Here is a 20,738-nt window from a genome sequence, read left to right as displayed (position 1 = left end):
AGTGTTACTTGGCGTGGTTTAAACTTCTTAAATCACCAATTTATAATGCAGTTGCATAGCGTTGATGCAGTTGTATAACAGCATTTTGTGTTGTTTTATCCATAATCGCTTTTAAAGAGTATTGATTCATTTCATGGTAAAAAGCATGTAATCCATGATCCAAAATATTCTTTAAATTACATCTCCCCGCTAAAACACAAGGTGGTTCAGCACAATTAATGAGCGAGGTTTTATTTTCAAGCTCCATTAAAATGTTGCCTAATTTCAGCTCACTCGCCTGCATCGCAAGCTTAAGCCCGCCATTTCTGCCGCGCGTGGTAATCACCCAGTTGAGTTTATTTAACCTAGTCACCACCTTAATCAAGTGGTTTCTAGGCACATCAAATTGCTGAGCAATTTCATTAATCGTCACAATTGCGCCATTAGCCTCGTATGTGAGGTACATTAGCACCCTTAGGCTAAGGTCAGTGAATTTAGTGATTTGCATATTTTGCTATCCTACATATGTTGCACATAAAATGCAACATATGTAGGATTATGAAATTTCCGCATCTCTTAAATAGAAATGTCGCGCCAAACCAGATGGTCATCTCTCGATAGCCATCTGGTTTCCATTGCATCTTAAACACAGCTTATTGCCTAATCAAATAATCAAATGCACCTAAAGCGGCATTGGCACCTTCCCCCATCGCAATAATGATTTGCTTGTAAGGCACTGTCGTCACATCCCCGGCAGCAAACACGCCTGGCAGCGAGGTCGCATTATGGCTGTTAATCTCAATTTCGCCATACTTGCTCAAATTAAGCGTGCCTTTTAACCAGTCACTGTTGGGGACAAGGCCAATCTGGATAAATACACCTTCCAGTGCAATATGCTTGCTTTCACCCGTCACACGGTCAGTATAGGTTAGCCCATTGACGCGGGTACCATCACCCGTGACTTCAGTGGTTTGTGCGCTGGTTAAAATGGTTACATTTTCCAGTGTGCGCAGCTTACGTTGCAATACGGCATCAGCTTTCAGTTCAGTATCGAACTGCAACAAGGTGACATGGCCAACCACACCTGCCAGGTCAATCGCAGCTTCAACGCCCGAGTTACCACCACCAACCACTGCCACATGCTTGCCTTTAAACAAGGGGCCGTCGCAGTGCGGACAATACGCCACGCCTTTGTTTTTGTAGGCCTCTTCACCGGGCACATTCAGGTTGCGCCAGCGTGCACCAGTCGCCAGTATCACAGACTTGCTGCGTAAGGTCGCGCCACTTTCCAGCTTCACTTCAATCAATCCAGCATGCTTATTGTCCGCTTTCTCTGGTTCAGCCAAGCCTGCCGCACGCTGCAACGGCATGATATCCACATCATAGCTTTTGACGTGCTCTTCGAGCGCCATGACCAGTTTCGGACCATCGGTTTCTTTGACTGAAATGAAGTTTTCAATCGCCAGTGTGTCGTTCACCTGGCCACCAAAACGCTCGGCGACAATGCCAGTACGGATGCCTTTGCGCGCCGCATAAATCGCTGCAGCCGCACCCGCAGGTCCGCCACCAACAACCAATACATCATATGGGGCTTTGGCATTGAGCTTTTCAGCTTCCTTGGCGATAACACCCGTATCTACCTTGGCCAGAATTTCTTCTACCAGCATGCGGCCAGAGGCAAACATTTCGCCGTTCATGAAGGTGGCGGGCACTGCCATGATATTGCGATCGTTTACTTCATCCTGAAACAGCGCGCCATCAATCACGGTCGTCTGGATGCGCGGGTTAAACACCGTCATCAGGGTGGTGGCCTGCACCACGTCCGGACAGTTGTGGCATGACAAGCTCATGTACACTTCAAAGTTCAGATCACGCTCCAGCGCTCTGATCTGGTCCAGCACGTCCTGCTCGACTTTGGGCGGATGGCCACCTGTCCATAACAGCGCTAACACCAGCGAGGTGAATTCATGCCCGAGCGGAATCGCTGCAAAACGTACACCGTGTGTTTCGCCCTCACGCGCAATCACAAATGAAGGCTTGCGTACATCATCGCCGGTTTCGTCGAGCGTTACTTTGTCAGACAAACTGGCAATCTCCTGCAGCAATGTACGCATTTCTGTCGCATTGTCGCTGCCATCCAGGCTGGCAATCAGCTGAATTGGTTGGCGCAGCATGCCCAGATAGGTTTGCAGTTGTCCTTTTAAGGTGTCGTCTAACATGTCAATCTCCGTTTCTTGAGGGTGCAAGCACCCATCACCAATGTATGGTGTTTTAAATGCGTTGGGGGGATTCGCTGAGGGGAATACACCAGAGGATGCACTCCCCTCAGCCCCCTGAAATACAGATGACACATTTCAGGGGCGAGGCTGTTTCAGGCTTCAGTCTTTTGAACCTCAGTCCGCACAGTCCACTTAGATCTTGCCTACCAGATCCAATGAAGGCGTCAATGTTTTCGCGCCTTCGTTCCACTTGGCCGGGCACACCTGACCTGGGTTGGCAGCGGTGTATTGTGCCGCTTTCAATTTGCGCAATGTTTCTTTCACATCACGGGCAATTTCGTTGCTGTGCACTTCAACAGTTTTGATCACGCCATCAGGGTTGATCACGAAAGTACCGCGCAATGCCAAGCCTTCTTCAGGAATGTGCACACCAAATGCATTGGTCAACACGTGGGTTGGGTCACCAACCAGCGGGAACTTGGCTTTACCAACAGCCGGTGAAGTCTCGTGCCAAACTTTGTGTGAGAAGTGTGTATCAGTGGTCACGATATACACTTCAGCGCCGGCTTTCTGAAACTCGGCATAGTTATCAGCGGCATCTTCCACTTCGGTTGGGCAGTTGAAAGTAAATGCAGCTGGCATGAAAATCAACACTGACCACTTGCCTTTCAAACTTTCGTCGGATACTTCGATAAATTTGCCGTTATGAAATGCCTGCGCTTTAAACGGTTGTACTTGTGTATTAATCAATGACATATAGTTCTCCTTTAGAGTGATTTAAAAACACGGGTTAACTTAAAATTGGCTGCGTGTAATCAGCGAATGGATGCATTGTAGACACACACAAACAATATGTAAAATTGATTATATTAATTCAATTGATAAATATAATTAATGAATATATCTGACCGTGACCAAGCGGACGGTTATCAAGCACTGACCGTCACCTGCCCATGGCCTTCATAGCCACGATTATCCTGCCAGTTGACTGTAATCACGTCTCCGACCTTGGTATCACGCAAATAAAAAGTGAAATAAGGGTTACGGGAAATCGCAGTACCGGTTTGCGCATCCACCACCACCTGGCCATTCAACACGACCTGCATCATCTGCATAAAATGTGCCGGAACAAGTTGACCATCATCACCCTTACTACGCCCGGTACGCATAGGATGCAGGATGATGATTTTAAGCTCCACCAAATCGGCATCCAGTGGCCGCGCACGCATTTTTATACTGCTGGCAAAGGGTTCGTCGCGCTCATTGCTGGCACAGCCATCTTCCAGAACAATCACCTGTCGACGCTGTTGCTGCAATTGCCCGGCGGACTGTTGCACCAGCGCAATAATCTCGCCAGACTGTGCCAGCTTGATACGCGTCACCAGCTTGGGCATCACCTGTTTACCGAATTCAAAGCTCGCCACCAGCGGGGTGGGGTTGGCATCAGCCAGCAAGCGTATGCTGTTCACCGTACCTGCAGCAGCTGGCGAGGTGATTTCTACCTGCACCACTGCACCATTTTCGGCTTTCTGTGGCGCATCTATCTGAATTTCCGAAGCCAGAGGGACAGCACTTGCCTGCAATGCGCCCATTACATCCGCAGTTTTGGTTGCCTCAAATGCCTTGGCAAACCATGGCGCCGCATGCAACTTATCTGCCAGAAATCCAAGCGGCAGGGTTGCCCAAACCAGCAAGCCTTTCAACAGCGTTCTTCTTTGCATGATGCCTTCCCTTTCATTTAACTTCCGCCACCATTAACGCTTGGGGTCTTGTTCGCGTTCTAACTCCTGACGCAGCGTTTTTAGTCTTGCTTCGACTCTGGATTGTAAATAAAAATCCCCGTCTTTCGTTTTACTGGCGATTTCAAACTGATCTATCGCACGCTGCAAATCATATTTGCGCACATAAGATTCCCCCAGCGCCTGATGAAGTAACATCTGTTTACCCAAGCCCTGATAGGCGGCAGCCAACCAGTCATATAACTTGGGATCATCTGGAAATGTCATGAGTTGCTTCTGGATATGCGTGATGGCTTGCGACCATTGACTGCTACGTATCAGTAGCTCGGCCTCACCCAATGCCAACGCACGATGCTGCGGATATTGCTGCAAGCCCTGCATGAACTGTGTCTGCGCCTGTGCAACTTGCCCCAACTTGGCCAAAGTCAGCGCTTTCAATGTCACCAGATAAGCGTTCACCATGCGATGTTGCTCCAGCCACTGTACTTGTTGCTGTGCTTGCGTTGCTTGATTTGCGCGCAAATAAGCGTAAGCCAGGCCGAAGTGCTCCGCCTGCTCATTCTGATAACGGCCATCGGCGATATTATTGTTAAACTCTTCGATAGCTTGGGTCGGCATCCCTTGAAAAGCCCTGATTTTTGCACGCATTAGCCCAAATGCAGGACTCTCGTTTGCTGGCTTGTAAGGACGATTCTGAACGCGGTTACCAATATCGGCAATGCGCTCGCTGGTCAGCGGGTGGGTACGCAAATAGCTGGGCATGTTGCCGTCAGAAAAGCGGGTCGCCCGTTGCATGGTGGTAAAAAAAGCCGGCATCGCACGCACATCAAACCCCGCATCTTCCAGAATCGTCAAACCGACCCGGTCTGCCTCACGCTCATGCTCACGGGTGTAATCGATCTGACGCTGCACACCGGCTGCAGACGCCGCAGTCAGCGCGCCTGCACCGGCTTGCGGATTGGAGCGCGCCACCAGCAAAGCCAGCGCCGTAGCGGCAATATTTTTAAACATGTCATATTTTTGCGAGGCCAGCATGCGTGCCAGATGATGCTGAGTAACATGGCCGATTTCATGACCGAGCACACTGGCCAGCTCTGATTCACTATTGGCCGCCAAAAACAATCCGGTATGCACCCCGATCACGCCACCCGGCATGGCAAATGCATTGATCGTTTTATCCTGCACCACAAAAAAATGAAACACCTGCTGTTTATCCGGGCTGCTTTTACCCAAGCGCTGCCCAAGCGCCTGCAAATAATCCGTCACCTCTGCATCATCCAGCACATCTTCACTGGTCGCCACCTGCTTTAAAATCTGATTCGCAATTTTTTCTTCATCCAGCAGCGACAACACCGTTTGCGAAGCATCACCAAGCTCGGGCAATTGATTGGACGAATCTGACGGCAAACTGATATCCAGTTCGGGCTCGTAAGGTTTGCCAGAATAAAGCCCGGTAGAATCACCTGCCATCACAAGCGCCCCCCCAAGCATAGACATAGCAACACCTGCCAGCCAAGGCAAAAGGCAGGAGGACAAGCGATAGCGAGATGACTTGAGTAATGAGCGCGAGCGCATAAAAATATTAAATAACCATGTTCCGCCCGCACACTGCGTGTGCAGTCAGTTAAACTTGTTATGATAACGGCTTCAGCGCCTGAGTTCACCCTTTTTAACCTTACGCCTCTTTCATCATGTCCGAATTAACGCACTTCAACGCACAGGGCCACGCCCATATGGTCGACATCAGCGACAAGGCGCATAGCAAACGCATCGCCATCGCCGAAGGGCGCATTGCCATGCTGCCCGCCACATTCCAGACCATCGCCCTTGGCAACGCAAAAAAAGGCGATGTACTTGGCATTGCCCGCATTGCCGCGATCCAGGCCAGCAAAAAAACCAGCGACCTCATTCCCTTGTGCCACCCGCTCAGTTTAAGCCGCGTCGATGTCAGTTTTGTGGCTGACGAAGAGGCTTCAAGCATCGTATGCCGCGTGCAATGCGAAACCACCGGACAAACCGGCGTGGAAATGGAGGCACTGACAGCAGTACAAGTCGGCTTGCTAACGATTTACGACATGTGCAAAGCCATAGACCGCGGCATGACCATCACTGATATCCGTGTGCTGGAAAAGCATGGTGGAAAAAGTGGGGATTGGGTCGCGCAGAGCAGTTAAAGCGCGCATATATAGTATGGATATATACGCATTCATTGGGCAATATACATCTGAAAATATCACATCAAGAAGAATGAAGACCTTCCACCATCTTTATTTCGTGCGGCTTTTGGTGAAATAAAACGACCGCTTTGCCTATTGTAAATATTTCGTTTCTTCACGCACGCAGTCATGATTAACACCTACCTTTTAACCCATTCATCTTGGTAGCTGCGATAGGTGTACTTTCTGGTGTATGAATCGCCACTCGGCTCATCGTGAAAGGCTGTCACCCGCTTCAAGCACCGCTAATGAGTGCAGCGATTTGTCTTGCGCATTCTGGCGCCATGGTGACGCCATAGCGGAAATGACCGGTGTTTAGATATAGATTATTGATGTGCGGATGCTGGCCGATGGTGGGGATATTGTGCGGGGTGCCCGGGCGCAAACCGCTCCAGTGTTTAATGACTGGCTGTCCGCGCAAAGCAGGTAACAAGGCTTCTGCCTTTTGCAGCATTTCCAGCCGCATGCAGTCTGTCACCCCTGTATCAAACCCTACATCTTCCAGACTGCTGCCCGCCAACAGGTGGCCATCCCGGCGCTGCAACATATAAAAACCGTCGCGGTAGAGAATATGTGGTAATAAGCCCGGGGCCATCTGGTACAACAGCATTTGCCCGCGCATGGGTTTGATATCCAGTTGCAGGGCAGTTTGCTTGAGTAATTCAAAGCTCCACGCCCCGGAGGTCACCACATACACATCAGCCTTCAAGGTTTCGCCATGGGTGGTTTGCCAGCCATGGATGGTCGAATGCCCTTCCTGTAATGGCATTAACTGGGTCCGTTCGCGCAACTCGACGCCCTGTTTCATTAACCAGGCTTTGAGTGATTGCAATAAACGTGGATTGCGGATCTGTACGACTTCCGGGATCAGCAGCTTATCCCCTTGCTGTTGGTAGGCGAGGCCAAAACGCGTGCACCAGTCCATGGCCCTTGCAAGGTCAAATGGCGGCTGAATCAGCATGCCACTGCGCGTACATTCCGGGTTTATACCTGTCTCTGCAAATAACTCGGCGGAGACTGCCGGATAGGCCAGGGCACCAGCCAGCGCCAATGTATTGACTACGTCCTGATAGAACCACGGCAGCAAAGGAAATGCGATGCCTGCACCCGCCCAAGAAGATTCGCCCGAGGTTTGTGCGGCAATCACATTGCGTTCAACCAGCGTGACCGCAAAGCCTTGCTTGTGCAGTTGCATAGCGGTCATGCAGCCGACAATGCCACCACCTACAACCATTACCGTTGGTTTGCTCATCAACTGACTTTTAATAATGCATGAAGGGTGCGCATGGCCTATTCAGACCTGAACACGGTTATGGCCGACGACCGGAAATCAAATACACTTCCATCGCAATCAGTGCAGTATTGCTGCCTAGCAACACCAGCACATCACCCTCTGCAAGCACAATGTCTGGACGCGGTGACACAGGTTCTGGCATATTGATGCGCCGCAACTGCTTCACTTCGACGGCAAAATCTCCGAACGGGATATGATCGAGGCGCAAGCCATGCGCATAGAAGTTTTTATACATTTCCACTGAATGCAATTGGGGCAAAGCGGCTGTCGTGTTATCGGTATCGCTCACGCCGCGGAAATAGCCTTTGAACATTTTGTAGCGCTCTTCACGAAACAAGCGAATACGCTTGACCACGCGATTAAGCGGCACGCCCAAGGTCACCAGCGCATGCGAGGCCAGCATCAAACTACCTTCCAGAATTTCCGGCACCACTTCTGCTGCGCCTGCATCCCTTAAAACGTCCATGTCACTGTCGTCATGTGTACGCACAATCACCGGCAAATTGGGATGCCCTTCTTTGATGACATGCAGCACCTTCATCGTGCCACGGGTTTCGGCATAACTGATAATCACGGCCTTGGCACGTTTCAGGCCTGCAGCCTCTAGTACTGCACGCCGTCCGGCATCGCCATAAATCACATTCTCACCGGCGGCAGCGGCTTCTTGTACGCGGCTGGCATCCATGTCCAGCGCCACAAACGGGATATTTTCCTCGCGCAAAAAACGCCCCAGATATTGTCCACTCCGGCCATAGCCACAAATAATGACGTGGTCACGCAACTCCAGACTTTGTTCCTGGATATTATCGACCACCTTGCTGCTGTTTCTGGTATAGCTTTTAACCAGCTTGCGGGCGATCTTGCCGTTGTATTGAATAATAAAGGGGGCAACCAGCATGGAAAGCACGGCTACAGACAAGACCAGTTGCAAGGCATCCCCGCTGATCAGGCGCGTTTGTAAACCCAAGGCCAGAATCACAAAGCTGAATTCCCCTGCCTGCCCCAAAATAATACCGGTACGGATGCCAACGCCCATCTCAAAACCATAAAACCGGGTAAGCATGGCCACCAGGCCGACCTTAAACACCAGGAACAGGGCAAGCAATAACACAATCAGCAGAATATGATCAAACAGCACCGAGACATCCAGCAGCATGCCAACACTGATGAAAAACAGGCCGAGCAGAATGTCGCGGAAAGGCGCAATATCCGACTCCACCTGATAGCGGAATTTAGTCTCGGAAATCAACATCCCGGCAACAAAAGCACCCAAGGCATAAGACAATCCGGCAAAGTTGGTGGCTGCTGACATCAGCAAAGTAATCATCAGCACATTCAGTACAAACAATTCGCGCGAGCGTTGCTTAGCCACCAGCTCAAACCAGAAATTGAGTATGTTCTTACCAAACTTGAACAGTAAAAACAACAGGATAGAAGATTTCAGCAAGGTCAGCCCGAGCACATCCAGCCAGTTATCACTGTGCGACCCTAGCGTCTGTATTAATACCAGAATCGGGATCACGGCCAGATCCTGAAACAGCAACACACCAATACTCAGGCGGCCATGGCGCGAATTCAGGTCCACGCGCTCCATCAGAATTTTGGAAACAATCGCGGTGGATGACATGGTGAGTGCCGCGCCGATAATAAAGGCGCTGGTCAGGCTGAGGCCAGCCAGCTTGCCCAGCAGCAAACTGGCCAGCAAAGTCAGCACCACTTGCCCGCCACCCAGCCCGAACAGGGTTTTACGCATGGCATACAACTTGGGCAGACTGAACTCCAGCCCGATGCTGAACATCAGGAAGACAATGCCAAACTCTGCCACCTGACGGCCCGATTCTTCGTCTTGCAATAGCCCAAGCGCATGCGGACCGAGCACAATGCCGATCATAAAATAAGCCAGCATGGCAGGTAATCCGAGTATGCGGAACAACCCGACAGCAAATACAGAGCTTGTCAGCAATAAAAGTAAATTAATCAGGGAATCAAACATGTAAAGCTCTTGGCAATTTCTAATAATAGTGGCGCTCGCCGGCAAGCACTGTCACCACATAAAAACCATGCGCAAGCGCATGTTTGTTGGGACGGAGCCTTCGCAGACAGCCAACATCGTGCCACAAACCTATAAATTATGCAAAAAATGTGCCTGATATAAAATATTCATGAAAAAAAGTGGAGTTTTACTTTTTGCCCACGCAGTCACTTGCTATACTATTTGGCCATGAGTATAGCAAAATCAGGTGTCAGTCTTGTGAATAAACCTAACGTGCTGGAAAGAGCGCGGCAAGTACTGTTACACGAAGCCGAGGAAATCCACCAGCTGGCAAAGCGCGTGAGTCGCGACTTTGAAGCTGCAGTGCAGCTGATTCTGTCATGTCGTGGCCGCGTAGTTGTCACAGGGATGGGGAAATCAGGACACATTGGTGGAAAAATTGCCGCCACACTTGCCAGCACCGGTACGCCTGCGTTCTTCATGCATCCGGCTGAGGCCAGCCATGGGGATCTCGGCATGATTACAGCGGAGGATGTGGTCATCGCTTTATCAAACTCAGGTGAAAGCGATGAGATTATTAACATTTTGCCAGCCATCCGGCGCATTGGCGCACGCATTCTAAGTATCACCGGAACTGCAGACTCCACCCTATCGCGTGAATCAGACGTACACCTGAGTGCAGCAGTCAGCCACGAAGCCTGCCCGCTCGGGCTTGCGCCAACAGCCAGTACCACCGCCGCACTGGCACTGGGCGACGCCCTTGCTCTGTGTGTGCTGGACTCACGCGAGTTCACAGCTGAAGATTTTGCACGCTCGCACCCTGGCGGCAGCCTGGGTCGCCGCTTATTGGTGCGCGTCAAAGATGTCATGCGCACAGGAGATGCAATTCCTTGCATCAGTGTGCAAGCGAATATCCAGCAAGCTATTCAGGAAATCACCAGCAAAGGAATGGGGTTTACTGCTGTTATTGATCAAACGAGTACTCCGGTCGGCATTTTTACCGACGGTGATTTGCGGCGCCTGTTTGTGCAGGGGCAGACTGATGGCAATACGCCGATTAGTGAAGTGATGAACCATCAGCCCAGACTATTAGGGATTCAGCAAATGGCAGTAGATGCTGTGAGTCTGATGGAGCACCATAAAATCAATGGTTTTTTGGCGGTGGATGCATCACAACAGCTCGTGGGTGCATTTAACATGCATGACTTACTCAAGGCAAAAGTGGTATAACTACCCATGTTAAAGCAGCCGATTATTTTACCCATTGCCTTATTGCTGTTTCTGGCGCTGCTGACGTTCTGGATTAACCAGACGGTACAACAGCAAGGTGTCAGATTAAGCAGCCAAGGCCGGCATGACCCGGATTACATGCTTTACAATTTCGTCAGCACACGCACGGATGCCAGCGGCTTTACCAAGTATGTACTGGCAGCCGCACAAATGCGCCACTACCCTGACAGTGACACCACGGAGTTGCAGCGGCCTCGATTTACGCAGTTTGGACAAGATAAACCTTATACACAGATTCATGGACAGCATGGCAAAATTTCACCAAACGGTAAGCAAGTTGAATTTAGCCAACATGTAAAAGTGATTCGCCAGGCGACACCCACCAAAGGTGAAATGCAATTAAGCACAGACCAACTCACGCTGGAACCTGACCGGGAAATCGCACACACTGATTATCCTGTGGTCATCAAACAAGAGCCTGCGACCGTGATTACCGCCACAGGAATGACTTTTGACAATAAAGCCAGCACCATACAATTATTTAATCGGGTACACGTCCATTACGAGCGCGTGCCCAGTGCGGGTAAAACGGCATCGTCAACCAGATCATCTGTTGATCAATCTTCTGCCAGGCCACGTTAATGATGGAGACTGTTTTGAATATGTGTAAGCACCTTTTTAAAAAGCCCGGCCTGATTTTATGGCTAGCACTTCTGCCACCCATCACAGCACATGCAGAAGAATCAGACCGTGAACAGCCAATAGAGCTGGAAGCAGACACTGTCACCGTCAATGATGCCAAGAAAATTAGCATTTACACCGGCAATGTCATCCTGAATCAAGGCACCTTACAAATCAAGGCCGACAAAATGATTGTGCGCGAAGATCAGGATGGCTTCCAGCACAGCACTTGCACGGGCAATCCAACAACCTTCAAGCAAAAGCGGACCGGCAAGGATGAATGGATGCAAGGCAGCGCACAACGTATTGAATACAATGGACGCATGGACAAGGTACAGCTTTATACCAAAGCCTGGGTAAAGCGCGGTGAAGATATCGTGAATGGTGATTACATTAGCTATGACGCCAATGCCGAATATGCAGAAGTGATCGGTGGCACCAAAGCCAACCCGAACGGCACCGTTAACAGCCGCGTGAAAGCCACGATACAACCCAAAAGCAAAAATACGCCTCCTGTCATAGACAACAAACCAGCAAGCCAGCAAGGCCTTAAAATGAACCGTGCATTACAGTTCAAGATTGAGGCGGCACCCGCAGACACAGAGACGAAGCCATAAAGTGACAGACATGCAATCCACCCTTTCTGACGATCACAATCACCTGCGCGTCAACCATCTAAAAAAAGCTTACCAAGGCCGTACCGTGGTCAGAAATACGACGTTAGAGCTGCGTAGTGGCGAAGTCATAGGCCTGCTAGGTCCCAATGGCGCGGGCAAAACCACTAGCTTTTACATGATTGTTGGACTGGTTGCGCTGGATGGCGGCAGCATTACCATGAATGGCATCGACGTAAGCCATGCGCCAATGCATGAACGGGCGCGTATGGGTCTTGCTTATTTGCCACAGGAAGCGTCGATATTCAGAAAAATGTCGGTGAGCGACAACATCATGGCAATTCTTGAAACACGAGATAGTTCACAAGAAGCACGAGAAGCAAAACTGGAATCATTACTGGATCAATTACATATCCAGCATATTCGCAACAGCCAGGCAGTGAGCCTGTCTGGCGGTGAACGTCGCCGAGTGGAAATTGCCCGCTGCCTGGCGACTGAACCAAAATTTATTTTACTGGATGAACCCTTTGCCGGGATTGACCCGATTGCCGTCATCGAAATACAGAAAATCATTCGTTATCTCAGTAGCCAGCACATTGGTATTTTGATTACGGATCATAACGTACGTGAAACACTGGATATTTGTGATCGGGCTTACATTGTGAATGATGGCGCCATATTTGCTGCTGGTACACCAGATGAAATCATTCAGAATGAAGGTGTACGTGAAGTCTATCTTGGCAAGAACTTTAGGCTGTAATCCGTGATGAAACAAAATCTGCAATTACGTATTTCACAAAATCTGGCGCTGACCCCGCAGTTACAACAGTCTATTCGGCTGCTGCAACTGTCAACCCTGGAATTAACTCAGGAGCTGGAAGCCATTTTGCAGGAAAATCCATTACTGGAAATGGCAGATGGCGAAGAAGGTGAGTTTGAGGAAACCTCGGCTGCAAGCGAAATATCAACGCCAGCCTCCGCCGAAGAGGCCAGCTCATTTGATGTAGCCACACAAAAAGACATTACCGCCCCTTCAGAAACATTACGCGAGGAATTACATGACGAGCTGGGGGGCGTGGAAGGAGAACAACCCAATCTCAATGAAGAATTTTCTCCCCCCGAATTTGAAGACAGCTATGAGGAATTTGGCAGCACCAGCAGCTGGGATGAATCAGGGCGCAGCAATCACGACGATGATGACAGTGATTTCACCCGCCAGGACACCCACAGCATCAGCCTGCGCGAACATCTGATAGACCAAATGCAGCTAGCGCATTTGTCACAGCGTGACATGAGCCTGGTCAAACTTCTGCTTGATAGCATTAATGATGACGGTTATCTGGAACTGGACTTGCAAGAAATTTCAGAGCAACTGCCGCCAGAGCTTGAAGTGGAACTTCTGGAGCTTGAGACCGCGCTCAAACTCATCCAGAACCTCGATCCTATCGGCGTTGGCGCACGTGATTTGCGAGAGTGTTTGCTGATTCAACTTCAGCGGTTGGATACTGAAACACTATTTCGCGTACAAGCCATGAACATAGTCAAAGACCATCTTGCGTTACTGGCAAACAAAGACTTTGTCAAACTACGCAAGGTTTTGGCGTGCGATGAACAAACCCTCAAGGGTGCGCAACAGCTCATACGCCAACAAAATCCTAAACCCGGGAGTGCATTTTCTTCATTCAGTCATGATCATTTTATTCAGCATGATGTTGTGGTGAAAAAAATCAAAGGGATCTGGATCGCCACGTTGAACGATGGCGCCATTCCAAAACTGCGTATCAACCAGATGTATGCAGATATACTGAAGCGCAACCGTGAAAATTCTGGGCAATACTTGCAAAGCCAGATGCAGGAAGCCAAATGGATGATTAAAAACATCCAGCAACGCTTTTCGACCATTCTGCGGGTCTCTCAGGCAATTGTAGACCGCCAGCGCAACTTCTTTGAGCATGGGGACATTGCCATGCGCCCTCTGGTGCTACGCGAAATTGCTGAAGAGCTCGACCTGCACGAAAGTACAGTTTCACGCGTGACTACGCATAAGTACATGCTGACACCGCGCGGTGTCTACGAGCTCAAATACTTCTTTGGCAGCTCGGTTGCCACCGATGCTGGCGGCTCCTGTTCAGCCACTGCGATCCGTGCATTGATCAAACAAATGGTCGCGGAGGAAAACCCTAAAAAACCGCTGTCTGATAACCAGATTACCGACACCCTCGCGCAGCAAGGCATTGTGGTGGCGCGCAGAACCATTGCAAAATACCGTGAATCACTTAGCATTCCTCCAGCCAATCTGCGTAAATCACTTTGATCCCAGGCGCGGCTACAGTGGCACAACAAAAAAGGGCTCTGAGAGCCCTTTTTTATAGCCTAACAAAACGTCTGAACGACTATATCAAGGTAATTTTTGCAAATTTCCTTTTACCCACTTGAGCAACCACTACTGCCCCTTTGCTGAGTTGCAAGTTTTTATCTTCCACCTTCACGCTATCGAGCTTTACACCACCTTGTTGAATTGCGCGCATCGCCTCGCTGGTACTTTCTACCAGCCCGGCCATTTTTAATAATTGACTGATCCCTATACTGTCAGCATCAAGGGCCACCTCAACGTCAGGCACATCATCAGGAATCCCGCCTTTTGCCCGCGTCTGAAAGTCCAACAACGCTTTTTCAGCGGCGGCTTGCCCATGAAAACGGGCGACTATTTCCTGCGCAAAACTTACTTTGATATTGCGGGGATTTTCACCGTTAGCCACTTGCGCTTTCCATTGTGCAATGGTCTCCAGTGAAGCAAAGGAGAGCAAATCAATATAGCGCCACATCAGCTGGTCTGAAACGGACATGAGCTTGGCAAAAATAATCTCAGGGGCTTCGTGAATACCAATATAGTTGCCCAGTGACTTGGACATTTTATTGACACCATCCAGGCCTTCCAGCAATGGCATCATCAACACACACTGTTGCGATTGACCGGCCTGTTTCTGCAACTCGCGCCCCATCAGCAGGTTAAATTTCTGGTCTGTGCCACCCAACTCTAAATCGGCATTGAGGGCGACCGAATCGTAGCCTTGCAACAGGGGGTATAAAAACTCATGAATCGCAATCGGCTGATTACCCTTAAAGCGCTTGGAAAAATCATCGCGCTCGAGCATCCGTGCAACGGTATGGCTGGCGGCGAGTTTGAGCATGCCTGCTGCACCTAACTCGGTGAGCCATTGCGAGTTAAATACAATCTGGGTTTTGTCAGGATCCAGAATTTTAAATACCTGGGTAGCGTAAGACTTGGCATTCTCTGCCACTTGCTCTTTAGTCAGTGGTGGACGCGTGGTACTTTTGCCAGTGGGATCGCCTATCATGCCGGTGAAATCACCAATCAAGAACAGCACCTGATGACCCAGGTCTTGCAATTGTCTTAACTTGTTGATGAGTACGGTATGGCCCAAGTGCAAATCAGGCGCTGTCGGGTCAAATCCAGCTTTCACGCGCAAAGGCTTGCCTGTTTTCAGCTTTTCAATCAGTTCTTGCTCGATCAGCAGTTCATCTGCGCCACGCTTGATGACGGCTAACGCTTGCATTAACTCCGGGCTGAGGCTGACTGCGTTTTTTGGTGCGTCATTGACTTGGGTTGCTTCTGTCATATTGGTTTTACACGCAACATGTCTTGACATGCAGGTGCTTTTTCAAAGAAATAAAAGCTGCTATTTTAGCGTAATACAGCGCTTAACTGTAGGCAAGTCAATCTAGAATGATACTATTACACGCCATGAACCCAGCCACGCCTCTCCATTCCCGCTATTTTATCGGCATGATGTCCGGCACCAGTCTTGACGGTGTCGATACCGTGCTTGTGCAACAGTCTGTAGAGGGCGTTCGGCAACTGGCCGAACACTTCCTGCCCTACCCTGAAAATATCAAACAGACGCTGCTTGCGCTGCATCACCCCGCGATGAACGAACTGCATGAGGCAGCGATCACAGCAAACGCGCTCGCGCGCCTGTATGCTGAATCCGTACATCAACTGCTGGCGAAAGCGGCAATCCCGGCCTCAGCCATTTCAGCGATTGGCTGTCACGGTCAAACGATACGCCACTGTCCGGACTTGCAAGACGGGCTGGCCTACACCAGCCAAATCGGCAATCTGGCCAGACTGGCAGAATTGACCAATATCAGCGTTGTCGGCGACTTTCGCAGTCGCGACATCGCGGCGGGCGGTCAAGGTGCCCCATTGGTACCGGCATTTCACCAGGCCGTATTTGCGCATGCAACAAACAACCGTGCGATTATCAACATTGGCGGCATTGCCAATATCAGCTGGCTGCCAGCGCAAGGTGCAGTGACGGGGTTTGATTCTGGCCCTGGCAATATGTTGCTGGACCAGTGGATCAACCAGCATACGGGCAAACCTTACGACGCAGACGGGGCGTTTTCTGCCTGCGGAACAGTGAATAATGCATTATTACAGGCCATGCTGGCCGAGCCCTATTTGCAGATTACCCCGCCAAAAAGCACCGGCCGGGACCTGTTTAATCAGATCTGGCTGACGCACCATTTGCAACAGATGACAGACACTCCGCAAAACGTAGCGCGGACGCTGCTTGAATTTACGGCACTGACGATTGCCGATGCCATCCATAAACACTGCCCTGACGTGCATGAAATATTTGTTTGCGGCGGGGGGGTACATAATGGCATGCTGATGTCACGCATCGCTGCAGCCCTCCACATGCCGGTGCAAAAAACCGAGGAGCTGGGCATTGGGGCGGACTGGGTAGAAGCCGTGGCTTTCGCCTGGCTGGCGCAACGCTGCGTAGACGGATTAAGCGGCAACCTGCCAGCAGTCACCGGCGCAGCTGGGCCACGTATTTTAGGGGCGATTTACCCAGCCTAACCGGCGCTTGTACCTATATTCACTTATCCAGTGCAATCGCACGATACGTTTGTTTTAATCTGGTGCATGATTTTGAGTGATTTTGTATGTTTTCTTTGCCCAAGACTTGCCCAGTCCCCATTTTATGAGTTGATTGCGTATAATTTAGTTTAATCCCATCTACAAATAGAGTGCGTTATGGCAACCAAAGCGACCATTTCTTTTGATAATAACAGTCCGTCAATTGATCTCCCTATTCTGAAAGGCTCCCTGGGCACTGATGTCATCGACATTCGCAATCTGGGTAAACACGGCTATTTCACTTACGACCCGGGTTTCATGTCGACGGCGGCCTGCAACTCGGCAATTACCTACATCGATGGTGAGCAGGGTCTACTTTACTATCGCGGCTATCCGATTGAGGATTTGGCTGAAAGTTGTGACTTTCTCGAGGTCTCTCACCTGTTGCTGCACGGGGAACTGCCTGACCACAAGCAACGTGAAGAATTCATCAGCACCATCAGCGAACACACCATGCTGCACGACCAGATGAGCAATGTGTTTCGTGGTTTCCGCCGCGATGCGCATCCGATGGCAGTCATGATCGCTGTCGTTGGGGCCATGGCGGCGTTCTATCCGGACAACAACAATGTGGCCGACCCGGAATCACGTAAAGTGGCCGCCATGCGCCTGCTGGCAAAAGTTCCTACCATTGCCGCTTGGAGTTATAAGTACAACATCGGCCAGCCATTTATGTATCCCAAAAACAAATTAGGGTACGCCGAGAACTTCATGCACATGATGTTCGCCACGCCTTGTGAAGAATACGTACCCAATCCGATTCTGGCACGCGCATTTGAGCGTATCCTCATTTTGCATGCGGACCACGAGCAAAACGCGTCGACCTCGACCGTGCGCCTGGTCGGCTCCTCCGGCGCCAACCCCTTTGCCTGTATCGCGGCTGGGATTGCCTCTCTATGGGGGCCTTCTCACGGCGGGGCTAACGAAGCCACGCTCAAAATGCTCGAAGAAATGGGCGATGTTAGCCGCATTGGCGAATTTATCAAGCGCGCGAAGGATAAATCTGACAGCTTCAAACTGATGGGATTTGGTCACCGCGTCTATCGCAATATGGATCCGCGTGCCTCCATCATGCGTAAAACCTGTCACGAAGTGCTCAATGAACTTGGCCTGCACGACGATCCCATGTTCAAATTAGCCATGGAACTGGAAAAAATTGCGCTGGAAGATGATTACTTTGTTACCCGCAAACTGTACCCCAACGTCGACTTCTATAGTGGCATCGTCATGCGCGCCATGGGCATACCAAACTCAATGTTCACCGCCATTTTCGCTCTCGCCCGCACCGCAGGTTGGATCTCGCAATGGTGCGAAATGAACGCTGACCCAGAACAAAAAATCGGCCGACCACGCCAGATGTATGTGGGCTCAGCCCGCAGAGAGTTTATGCCACTGCATAAACGCTAGCAGGTGTTCAAATGCAAAAAAGCCGGGCTATGCCCGGCTTTTTTGCATTTGAACACCTTTATACAGAAAACGAACTGCCACAACCACAAGTCGTCGTCGCATTTGGGTTACGAATGACAAACTGGGAACCTTGGAGGCTGTCTGTGTAATCGATTTCAGCACCCATCAGATACTGCAAGCTCATCGGATCGATCAGCAAGGTGACGCCGTCATTATCGACTTGCGTATCGTCATCATTCACCTCTTCTTCAAAGGTAAAACCGTATTGAAACCCGGAGCAGCCACCACCACTCACAAATACACGCAACTTCAAATCTGGTGTACCTTCTTCGTCAATCAATTCTTTCACCTTCTTGGCCGCATTGTCGGTAAACACCAACGGGCTAGGCATTTCTATCATTGCTTCTGCTGTGGTCATCATGGACTCCTATCAATCTGTCTTTACAATATGGCGATGAATTAATTTATTTCAAGGCGCATCAACTGGCGGCACAATTTCTGCCTGCTCGCCTAAATAAATCAACTTTCCTTCAATGACGGCTCCCGTATGCATCTCCAGCGATTTGTAATACAAATCGCCAATAATACGTGCCTTGTTTTGCAACTCAATGAACACTGATGACTTTACCGGTCCACGAATGATGCCATTTAAAACTACTTTAGAGGCTTCAACCGCGCCGGTCACGCTACCATTCTCACTGATGATCAAGGTACTTGGATGCTCACGATTTTCAATCACATTACCAATAATAGCGCCATCGACGCGTAAGCCCCCTGCAAACTGCATGTCACCATGGATATGTGTTTCATGCCCGACCAGTGTGTCAATATGACTATCAATTTGAATACTTTTTTTGAAAAACATGATGCCTTCTATTCCAGATTAACTTCACTTATACACGATCACGACAAATTAAAGTAACCATTCACGATACATTATCAGTGTTTAGTCATTTTTTTGTAAAACACCAACTCCTCTTTCAGCTTGATATTTTCATCTTGCTGAGCAGTCAAGGTTTTGGCCAGATTGTTACTGGTGGCCAATTCAACCTGCAACTCCCGCTGCGAAGCAATCAGCTTTTTCTGAAGTTCGATATTCTCGGAAGTCACTTGCTGCAAACGTAAGCGTACATGTTCACTATCGTCGTCATGCAACGCCCAATAGGCCAATGCAAACCCTACCACCACAAACGATACTGCCAGCATGCTTTGAAAATACCATGGCCGATGTGAGCGCACCGCAACCTGTCTGGCGGTCAACCCAAAATGATTTCTGAGCCTTCGGCGTATGGGTCGTATCATTATGGCAACAGCGGCAATATTTGCAAACCGGTATCTACGGGTAAATTAAACATTAGATTCATGTTTTGCACCGCCTGCCCAGATGCCCCTTTGACCAGATTATCTTGTACCACAATGATTGTGACATAATCAGCCGCTTGAGGATACAAGGCCAGCCTCAAATAGTTGGCACCTCTGACCGAACGAGTTTCAGGCAAAGCGCCAGCAGGCATCACATCAACGAAATAATCATTAGCATAACGTTGCTCGTAAACCGATTGCAGAGACTGCCTTTTACCCTCGGCATTCAACTTAACATGCAAAGTGGTCAACATACCACGTATCATCGGAATTAAATGTGGCACAAAAATCAACTGGACTGCATTATGACCGGAGAGTTTCTTTAGTTGCGCCAGAATCTCCGGATGATGCCGGTGCCCTGCCACACCATACGCCTTTAGATTGTCACTCGACTCGGAAAATAAAGTGCCGACTTCGGCCTTTCTACCAGCACCTGACACGCCGGATTTTGCATCTGCAATAATAGGCGCTGAATAATCAATCCAGCCATGTTCCAGCAGAGGCGCCAGGCCAAGCAACACGGTGGTCGGGTAACAGCCGGGATTACCAATCACTTCGGCTTGGGCAATATCCCGCGCATAGAGTTCTGGCAGGCCATAGACTGCTTTTTCCAGAATATCCATACAATCATGGGGGAGTTTGTACCACTTCTCAAACTCCGCTGCATCCTGCAATCTAAAGTCGGCAGCAAGATCAATCACTTTTACGCCGGCAGCAACCAGTGCCGGTGTCTGACGCATAGCAACCCCATGTGGGGTTGCAAAGAATACAATATCACACTGTGTCAAATCTACCGTGGCCGGATCACTAAATGCTAACTTCACCCCCCCCCGCAAACTTGGGAACATGTCAGCCACAGGGAGACCTGCTTCACCACGTGAGGTAATCACCTGTATCTGGACATTTGGGTGACGTGCCAATAGTCTCAGCAACTCCACCCCAGTATATCCGGTACCACCAACAATGCCGACTTTAATTTTTTTCATGTTAAATCACAAATGGCCAAACCAAACAAAAGCGCAAAGATGAAACAATAAATGAAAAAGGCCGCCA

20 protein-coding genes are annotated in these 20,738 nt (G+C 49.8%); 8 read left to right on the top strand and 12 right to left on the bottom strand.

What is annotated here, in order from left to right:
• Positions 1-40 precede the first annotated feature (40 nt).
• The 5 genes from Q9291_RS01425 to Q9291_RS01405 all read right to left on the bottom strand — a co-directional run bounded on the left by Q9291_RS01425 (position 41) and on the right by Q9291_RS01405 (position 5,434).
• Positions 41-487, bottom strand: a complete 447-nt coding sequence (locus Q9291_RS01425; protein WP_306388194.1) for an RrF2 family transcriptional regulator — start codon at positions 485-487, stop codon at positions 41-43.
• Positions 488-632: 145 nt separating this feature from the next.
• On the bottom strand, positions 633-2,198 hold the full coding sequence (gene ahpF, locus Q9291_RS01420) for an alkyl hydroperoxide reductase subunit F (RefSeq protein ID WP_306388193.1): 1,566 nt from the start codon (positions 2,196-2,198) through the stop codon (positions 633-635).
• Between the two features lie 192 nt (positions 2,199-2,390).
• Positions 2,391-2,954: an alkyl hydroperoxide reductase subunit C gene (gene ahpC / locus Q9291_RS01415; protein ID WP_306388192.1), complete on the bottom strand. Its 564-nt coding sequence runs from the start codon at positions 2,952-2,954 to the stop codon at positions 2,391-2,393.
• A gap of 173 nt (positions 2,955-3,127) precedes the next feature.
• A complete protein-coding gene (soxZ, locus tag Q9291_RS01410; RefSeq protein WP_306388191.1) occupies positions 3,128-3,919 on the bottom strand; it encodes a thiosulfate oxidation carrier complex protein SoxZ in 792 nt (263 codons plus the stop codon).
• Positions 3,920-3,952: 33 nt separating this feature from the next.
• Positions 3,953-5,434 (bottom strand): M48 family metalloprotease, encoded by a 1,482-nt coding sequence (locus Q9291_RS01405; RefSeq protein ID WP_306388190.1) that lies wholly within the window; start codon positions 5,432-5,434, stop codon positions 3,953-3,955.
• A gap of 194 nt (positions 5,435-5,628) precedes the next feature.
• On the opposite strand from Q9291_RS01405, the gene moaC reads away from it, so the two are divergent.
• The gene (gene moaC / locus Q9291_RS01400) at positions 5,629-6,111 is read left to right on the top strand and encodes a cyclic pyranopterin monophosphate synthase MoaC (protein ID WP_306388189.1); all 483 of its coding nucleotides are present in this window, start codon (positions 5,629-5,631) and stop codon (positions 6,109-6,111) included.
• A gap of 277 nt (positions 6,112-6,388) precedes the next feature.
• Here the strand turns inward: moaC and Q9291_RS01395 are convergent, their stop codons facing one another.
• Both Q9291_RS01395 and Q9291_RS01390 read right to left on the bottom strand, forming a co-directional pair.
• A complete protein-coding gene (locus Q9291_RS01395) occupies positions 6,389-7,405 on the bottom strand; it encodes an NAD(P)/FAD-dependent oxidoreductase (RefSeq protein WP_306388188.1) in 1,017 nt (338 codons plus the stop codon).
• Between the two features lie 58 nt (positions 7,406-7,463).
• A complete protein-coding gene (locus tag Q9291_RS01390; RefSeq protein WP_306388187.1) occupies positions 7,464-9,440 on the bottom strand; it encodes a cation:proton antiporter in 1,977 nt (658 codons plus the stop codon).
• A gap of 228 nt (positions 9,441-9,668) precedes the next feature.
• Here Q9291_RS01390 and Q9291_RS01385 point away from each other — a divergent pair, with 228 nt between their 5' ends.
• From Q9291_RS01385 to Q9291_RS01365, 5 genes are read left to right on the top strand one after another with little or no spacing between them, the layout of a single operon-like run.
• Positions 9,669-10,670, top strand: coding sequence for a KpsF/GutQ family sugar-phosphate isomerase (locus tag Q9291_RS01385; RefSeq protein WP_306388186.1), 1,002 nt, complete (start codon positions 9,669-9,671; stop codon positions 10,668-10,670).
• A 6-nt stretch (positions 10,671-10,676) separates the two neighbouring features.
• Entirely contained in the window at positions 10,677-11,312 is a 636-nt protein-coding gene (gene lptC / locus Q9291_RS01380; protein ID WP_306388185.1) for an LPS export ABC transporter periplasmic protein LptC, read from the top strand.
• A gap of 14 nt (positions 11,313-11,326) precedes the next feature.
• Entirely contained in the window at positions 11,327-11,968 is a 642-nt protein-coding gene (gene lptA / locus Q9291_RS01375) for a lipopolysaccharide transport periplasmic protein LptA (protein ID WP_370530714.1), read from the top strand.
• A gap of 10 nt (positions 11,969-11,978) precedes the next feature.
• Positions 11,979-12,725 carry an LPS export ABC transporter ATP-binding protein gene (gene lptB, locus Q9291_RS01370; protein ID WP_306388183.1) on the top strand — a complete coding sequence of 249 codons (747 nt, stop codon included), beginning with the start codon at positions 11,979-11,981 and terminating at the stop codon, positions 12,723-12,725.
• Positions 12,726-12,731: 6 nt separating this feature from the next.
• Complete coding sequence (locus Q9291_RS01365) at positions 12,732-14,279, top strand: RNA polymerase factor sigma-54 (RefSeq protein ID WP_306388267.1); 1,548 nt, start codon at positions 12,732-12,734, stop codon at positions 14,277-14,279.
• A 79-nt stretch (positions 14,280-14,358) separates the two neighbouring features.
• Here Q9291_RS01365 and tyrS read toward each other — a convergent pair whose 3' ends face one another.
• The gene (gene tyrS / locus Q9291_RS01360) at positions 14,359-15,543 is read right to left on the bottom strand and encodes a tyrosine--tRNA ligase (RefSeq protein WP_306388266.1); all 1,185 of its coding nucleotides are present in this window, start codon (positions 15,541-15,543) and stop codon (positions 14,359-14,361) included.
• Between the two features lie 170 nt (positions 15,544-15,713).
• On the opposite strand from tyrS, the gene Q9291_RS01355 reads away from it, so the two are divergent.
• The gene (locus tag Q9291_RS01355) at positions 15,714-16,856 is read left to right on the top strand and encodes an anhydro-N-acetylmuramic acid kinase (RefSeq protein ID WP_306388182.1); all 1,143 of its coding nucleotides are present in this window, start codon (positions 15,714-15,716) and stop codon (positions 16,854-16,856) included.
• 177 nt (positions 16,857-17,033) lie between these two features.
• Positions 17,034-18,323: a citrate synthase gene (gltA, locus tag Q9291_RS01350; protein WP_306388181.1), complete on the top strand. Its 1,290-nt coding sequence runs from the start codon at positions 17,034-17,036 to the stop codon at positions 18,321-18,323.
• A gap of 58 nt (positions 18,324-18,381) precedes the next feature.
• On the opposite strand, the gene erpA is transcribed toward gltA, so the two are convergent.
• The 4 genes from erpA to argC form a co-directional block, all read right to left on the bottom strand.
• Positions 18,382-18,741, bottom strand: a complete 360-nt coding sequence (erpA, locus tag Q9291_RS01345; RefSeq protein WP_306388265.1) for an iron-sulfur cluster insertion protein ErpA — start codon at positions 18,739-18,741, stop codon at positions 18,382-18,384.
• 51 nt (positions 18,742-18,792) lie between these two features.
• Entirely contained in the window at positions 18,793-19,188 is a 396-nt protein-coding gene (locus Q9291_RS01340) for a bactofilin family protein (protein ID WP_306388180.1), read from the bottom strand.
• Positions 19,189-19,262: 74 nt separating this feature from the next.
• Positions 19,263-19,529 (bottom strand): hypothetical protein, encoded by a 267-nt coding sequence (locus tag Q9291_RS01335; protein ID WP_306388179.1) that lies wholly within the window; start codon positions 19,527-19,529, stop codon positions 19,263-19,265.
• A 95-nt stretch (positions 19,530-19,624) separates the two neighbouring features.
• The gene (gene argC, locus Q9291_RS01330; protein WP_306388178.1) at positions 19,625-20,671 is read right to left on the bottom strand and encodes an N-acetyl-gamma-glutamyl-phosphate reductase; all 1,047 of its coding nucleotides are present in this window, start codon (positions 20,669-20,671) and stop codon (positions 19,625-19,627) included.
• Positions 20,672-20,738: the final 67 nt, after the last annotated feature.

Origin of the sequence: Methylophilus aquaticus, from assembly GCF_030769565.1 — a bacterium.
GTDB lineage: Bacteria > Pseudomonadota > Gammaproteobacteria > Burkholderiales > Methylophilaceae > Methylophilus > Methylophilus aquaticus.
Note: the sequence above shows the minus strand (reverse complement) of the source record. Positions and strands in the feature narration are given on the sequence as shown.

What these genes read in the sequence shown, in the direction of transcription:
- Q9291_RS01425 (WP_306388194.1), bottom strand. Translation starts at nt 487, where the DNA reads ATGCAAATCACTAAATTCACTGACCTTAGCCTAAGGGTGCTAATGTAC.
- ahpF (WP_306388193.1), bottom strand. Translation starts at nt 2,198, where the DNA reads ATGTTAGACGACACCTTAAAAGGACAACTGCAAACCTATCTGGGCATG.
- ahpC (WP_306388192.1), bottom strand. Translation starts at nt 2,954, where the DNA reads ATGTCATTGATTAATACACAAGTACAACCGTTTAAAGCGCAGGCATTT.
- soxZ (WP_306388191.1), bottom strand. Translation starts at nt 3,919, where the DNA reads ATGCAAAGAAGAACGCTGTTGAAAGGCTTGCTGGTTTGGGCAACCCTG.
- Q9291_RS01405 (WP_306388190.1), bottom strand. Translation starts at nt 5,434, where the DNA reads ATGTCTATGCTTGGGGGGGCGCTTGTGATGGCAGGTGATTCTACCGGG.
- moaC (WP_306388189.1), top strand. Translation starts at nt 5,629, where the DNA reads ATGTCCGAATTAACGCACTTCAACGCACAGGGCCACGCCCATATGGTC.
- Q9291_RS01395 (WP_306388188.1), bottom strand. Translation starts at nt 7,405, where the DNA reads ATGAGCAAACCAACGGTAATGGTTGTAGGTGGTGGCATTGTCGGCTGC.
- Q9291_RS01390 (WP_306388187.1), bottom strand. Translation starts at nt 9,440, where the DNA reads ATGTTTGATTCCCTGATTAATTTACTTTTATTGCTGACAAGCTCTGTA.
- Q9291_RS01385 (WP_306388186.1), top strand. Translation starts at nt 9,669, where the DNA reads ATGAGTATAGCAAAATCAGGTGTCAGTCTTGTGAATAAACCTAACGTG.
- lptC (WP_306388185.1), top strand. Translation starts at nt 10,677, where the DNA reads ATGTTAAAGCAGCCGATTATTTTACCCATTGCCTTATTGCTGTTTCTG.
- lptB (WP_306388183.1), top strand. Translation starts at nt 11,979, where the DNA reads ATGCAATCCACCCTTTCTGACGATCACAATCACCTGCGCGTCAACCAT.
- Q9291_RS01365 (WP_306388267.1), top strand. Translation starts at nt 12,732, where the DNA reads ATGAAACAAAATCTGCAATTACGTATTTCACAAAATCTGGCGCTGACC.
- tyrS (WP_306388266.1), bottom strand. Translation starts at nt 15,543, where the DNA reads ATGCAAGCGTTAGCCGTCATCAAGCGTGGCGCAGATGAACTGCTGATC.
- Q9291_RS01355 (WP_306388182.1), top strand. Translation starts at nt 15,714, where the DNA reads ATGATACTATTACACGCCATGAACCCAGCCACGCCTCTCCATTCCCGC.
- gltA (WP_306388181.1), top strand. Translation starts at nt 17,034, where the DNA reads ATGGCAACCAAAGCGACCATTTCTTTTGATAATAACAGTCCGTCAATT.
- erpA (WP_306388265.1), bottom strand. Translation starts at nt 18,741, where the DNA reads ATGACCACAGCAGAAGCAATGATAGAAATGCCTAGCCCGTTGGTGTTT.
- Q9291_RS01340 (WP_306388180.1), bottom strand. Translation starts at nt 19,188, where the DNA reads ATGTTTTTCAAAAAAAGTATTCAAATTGATAGTCATATTGACACACTG.
- Q9291_RS01335 (WP_306388179.1), bottom strand. Translation starts at nt 19,529, where the DNA reads ATGCTGGCAGTATCGTTTGTGGTGGTAGGGTTTGCATTGGCCTATTGG.
- argC (WP_306388178.1), bottom strand. Translation starts at nt 20,671, where the DNA reads ATGAAAAAAATTAAAGTCGGCATTGTTGGTGGTACCGGATATACTGGG.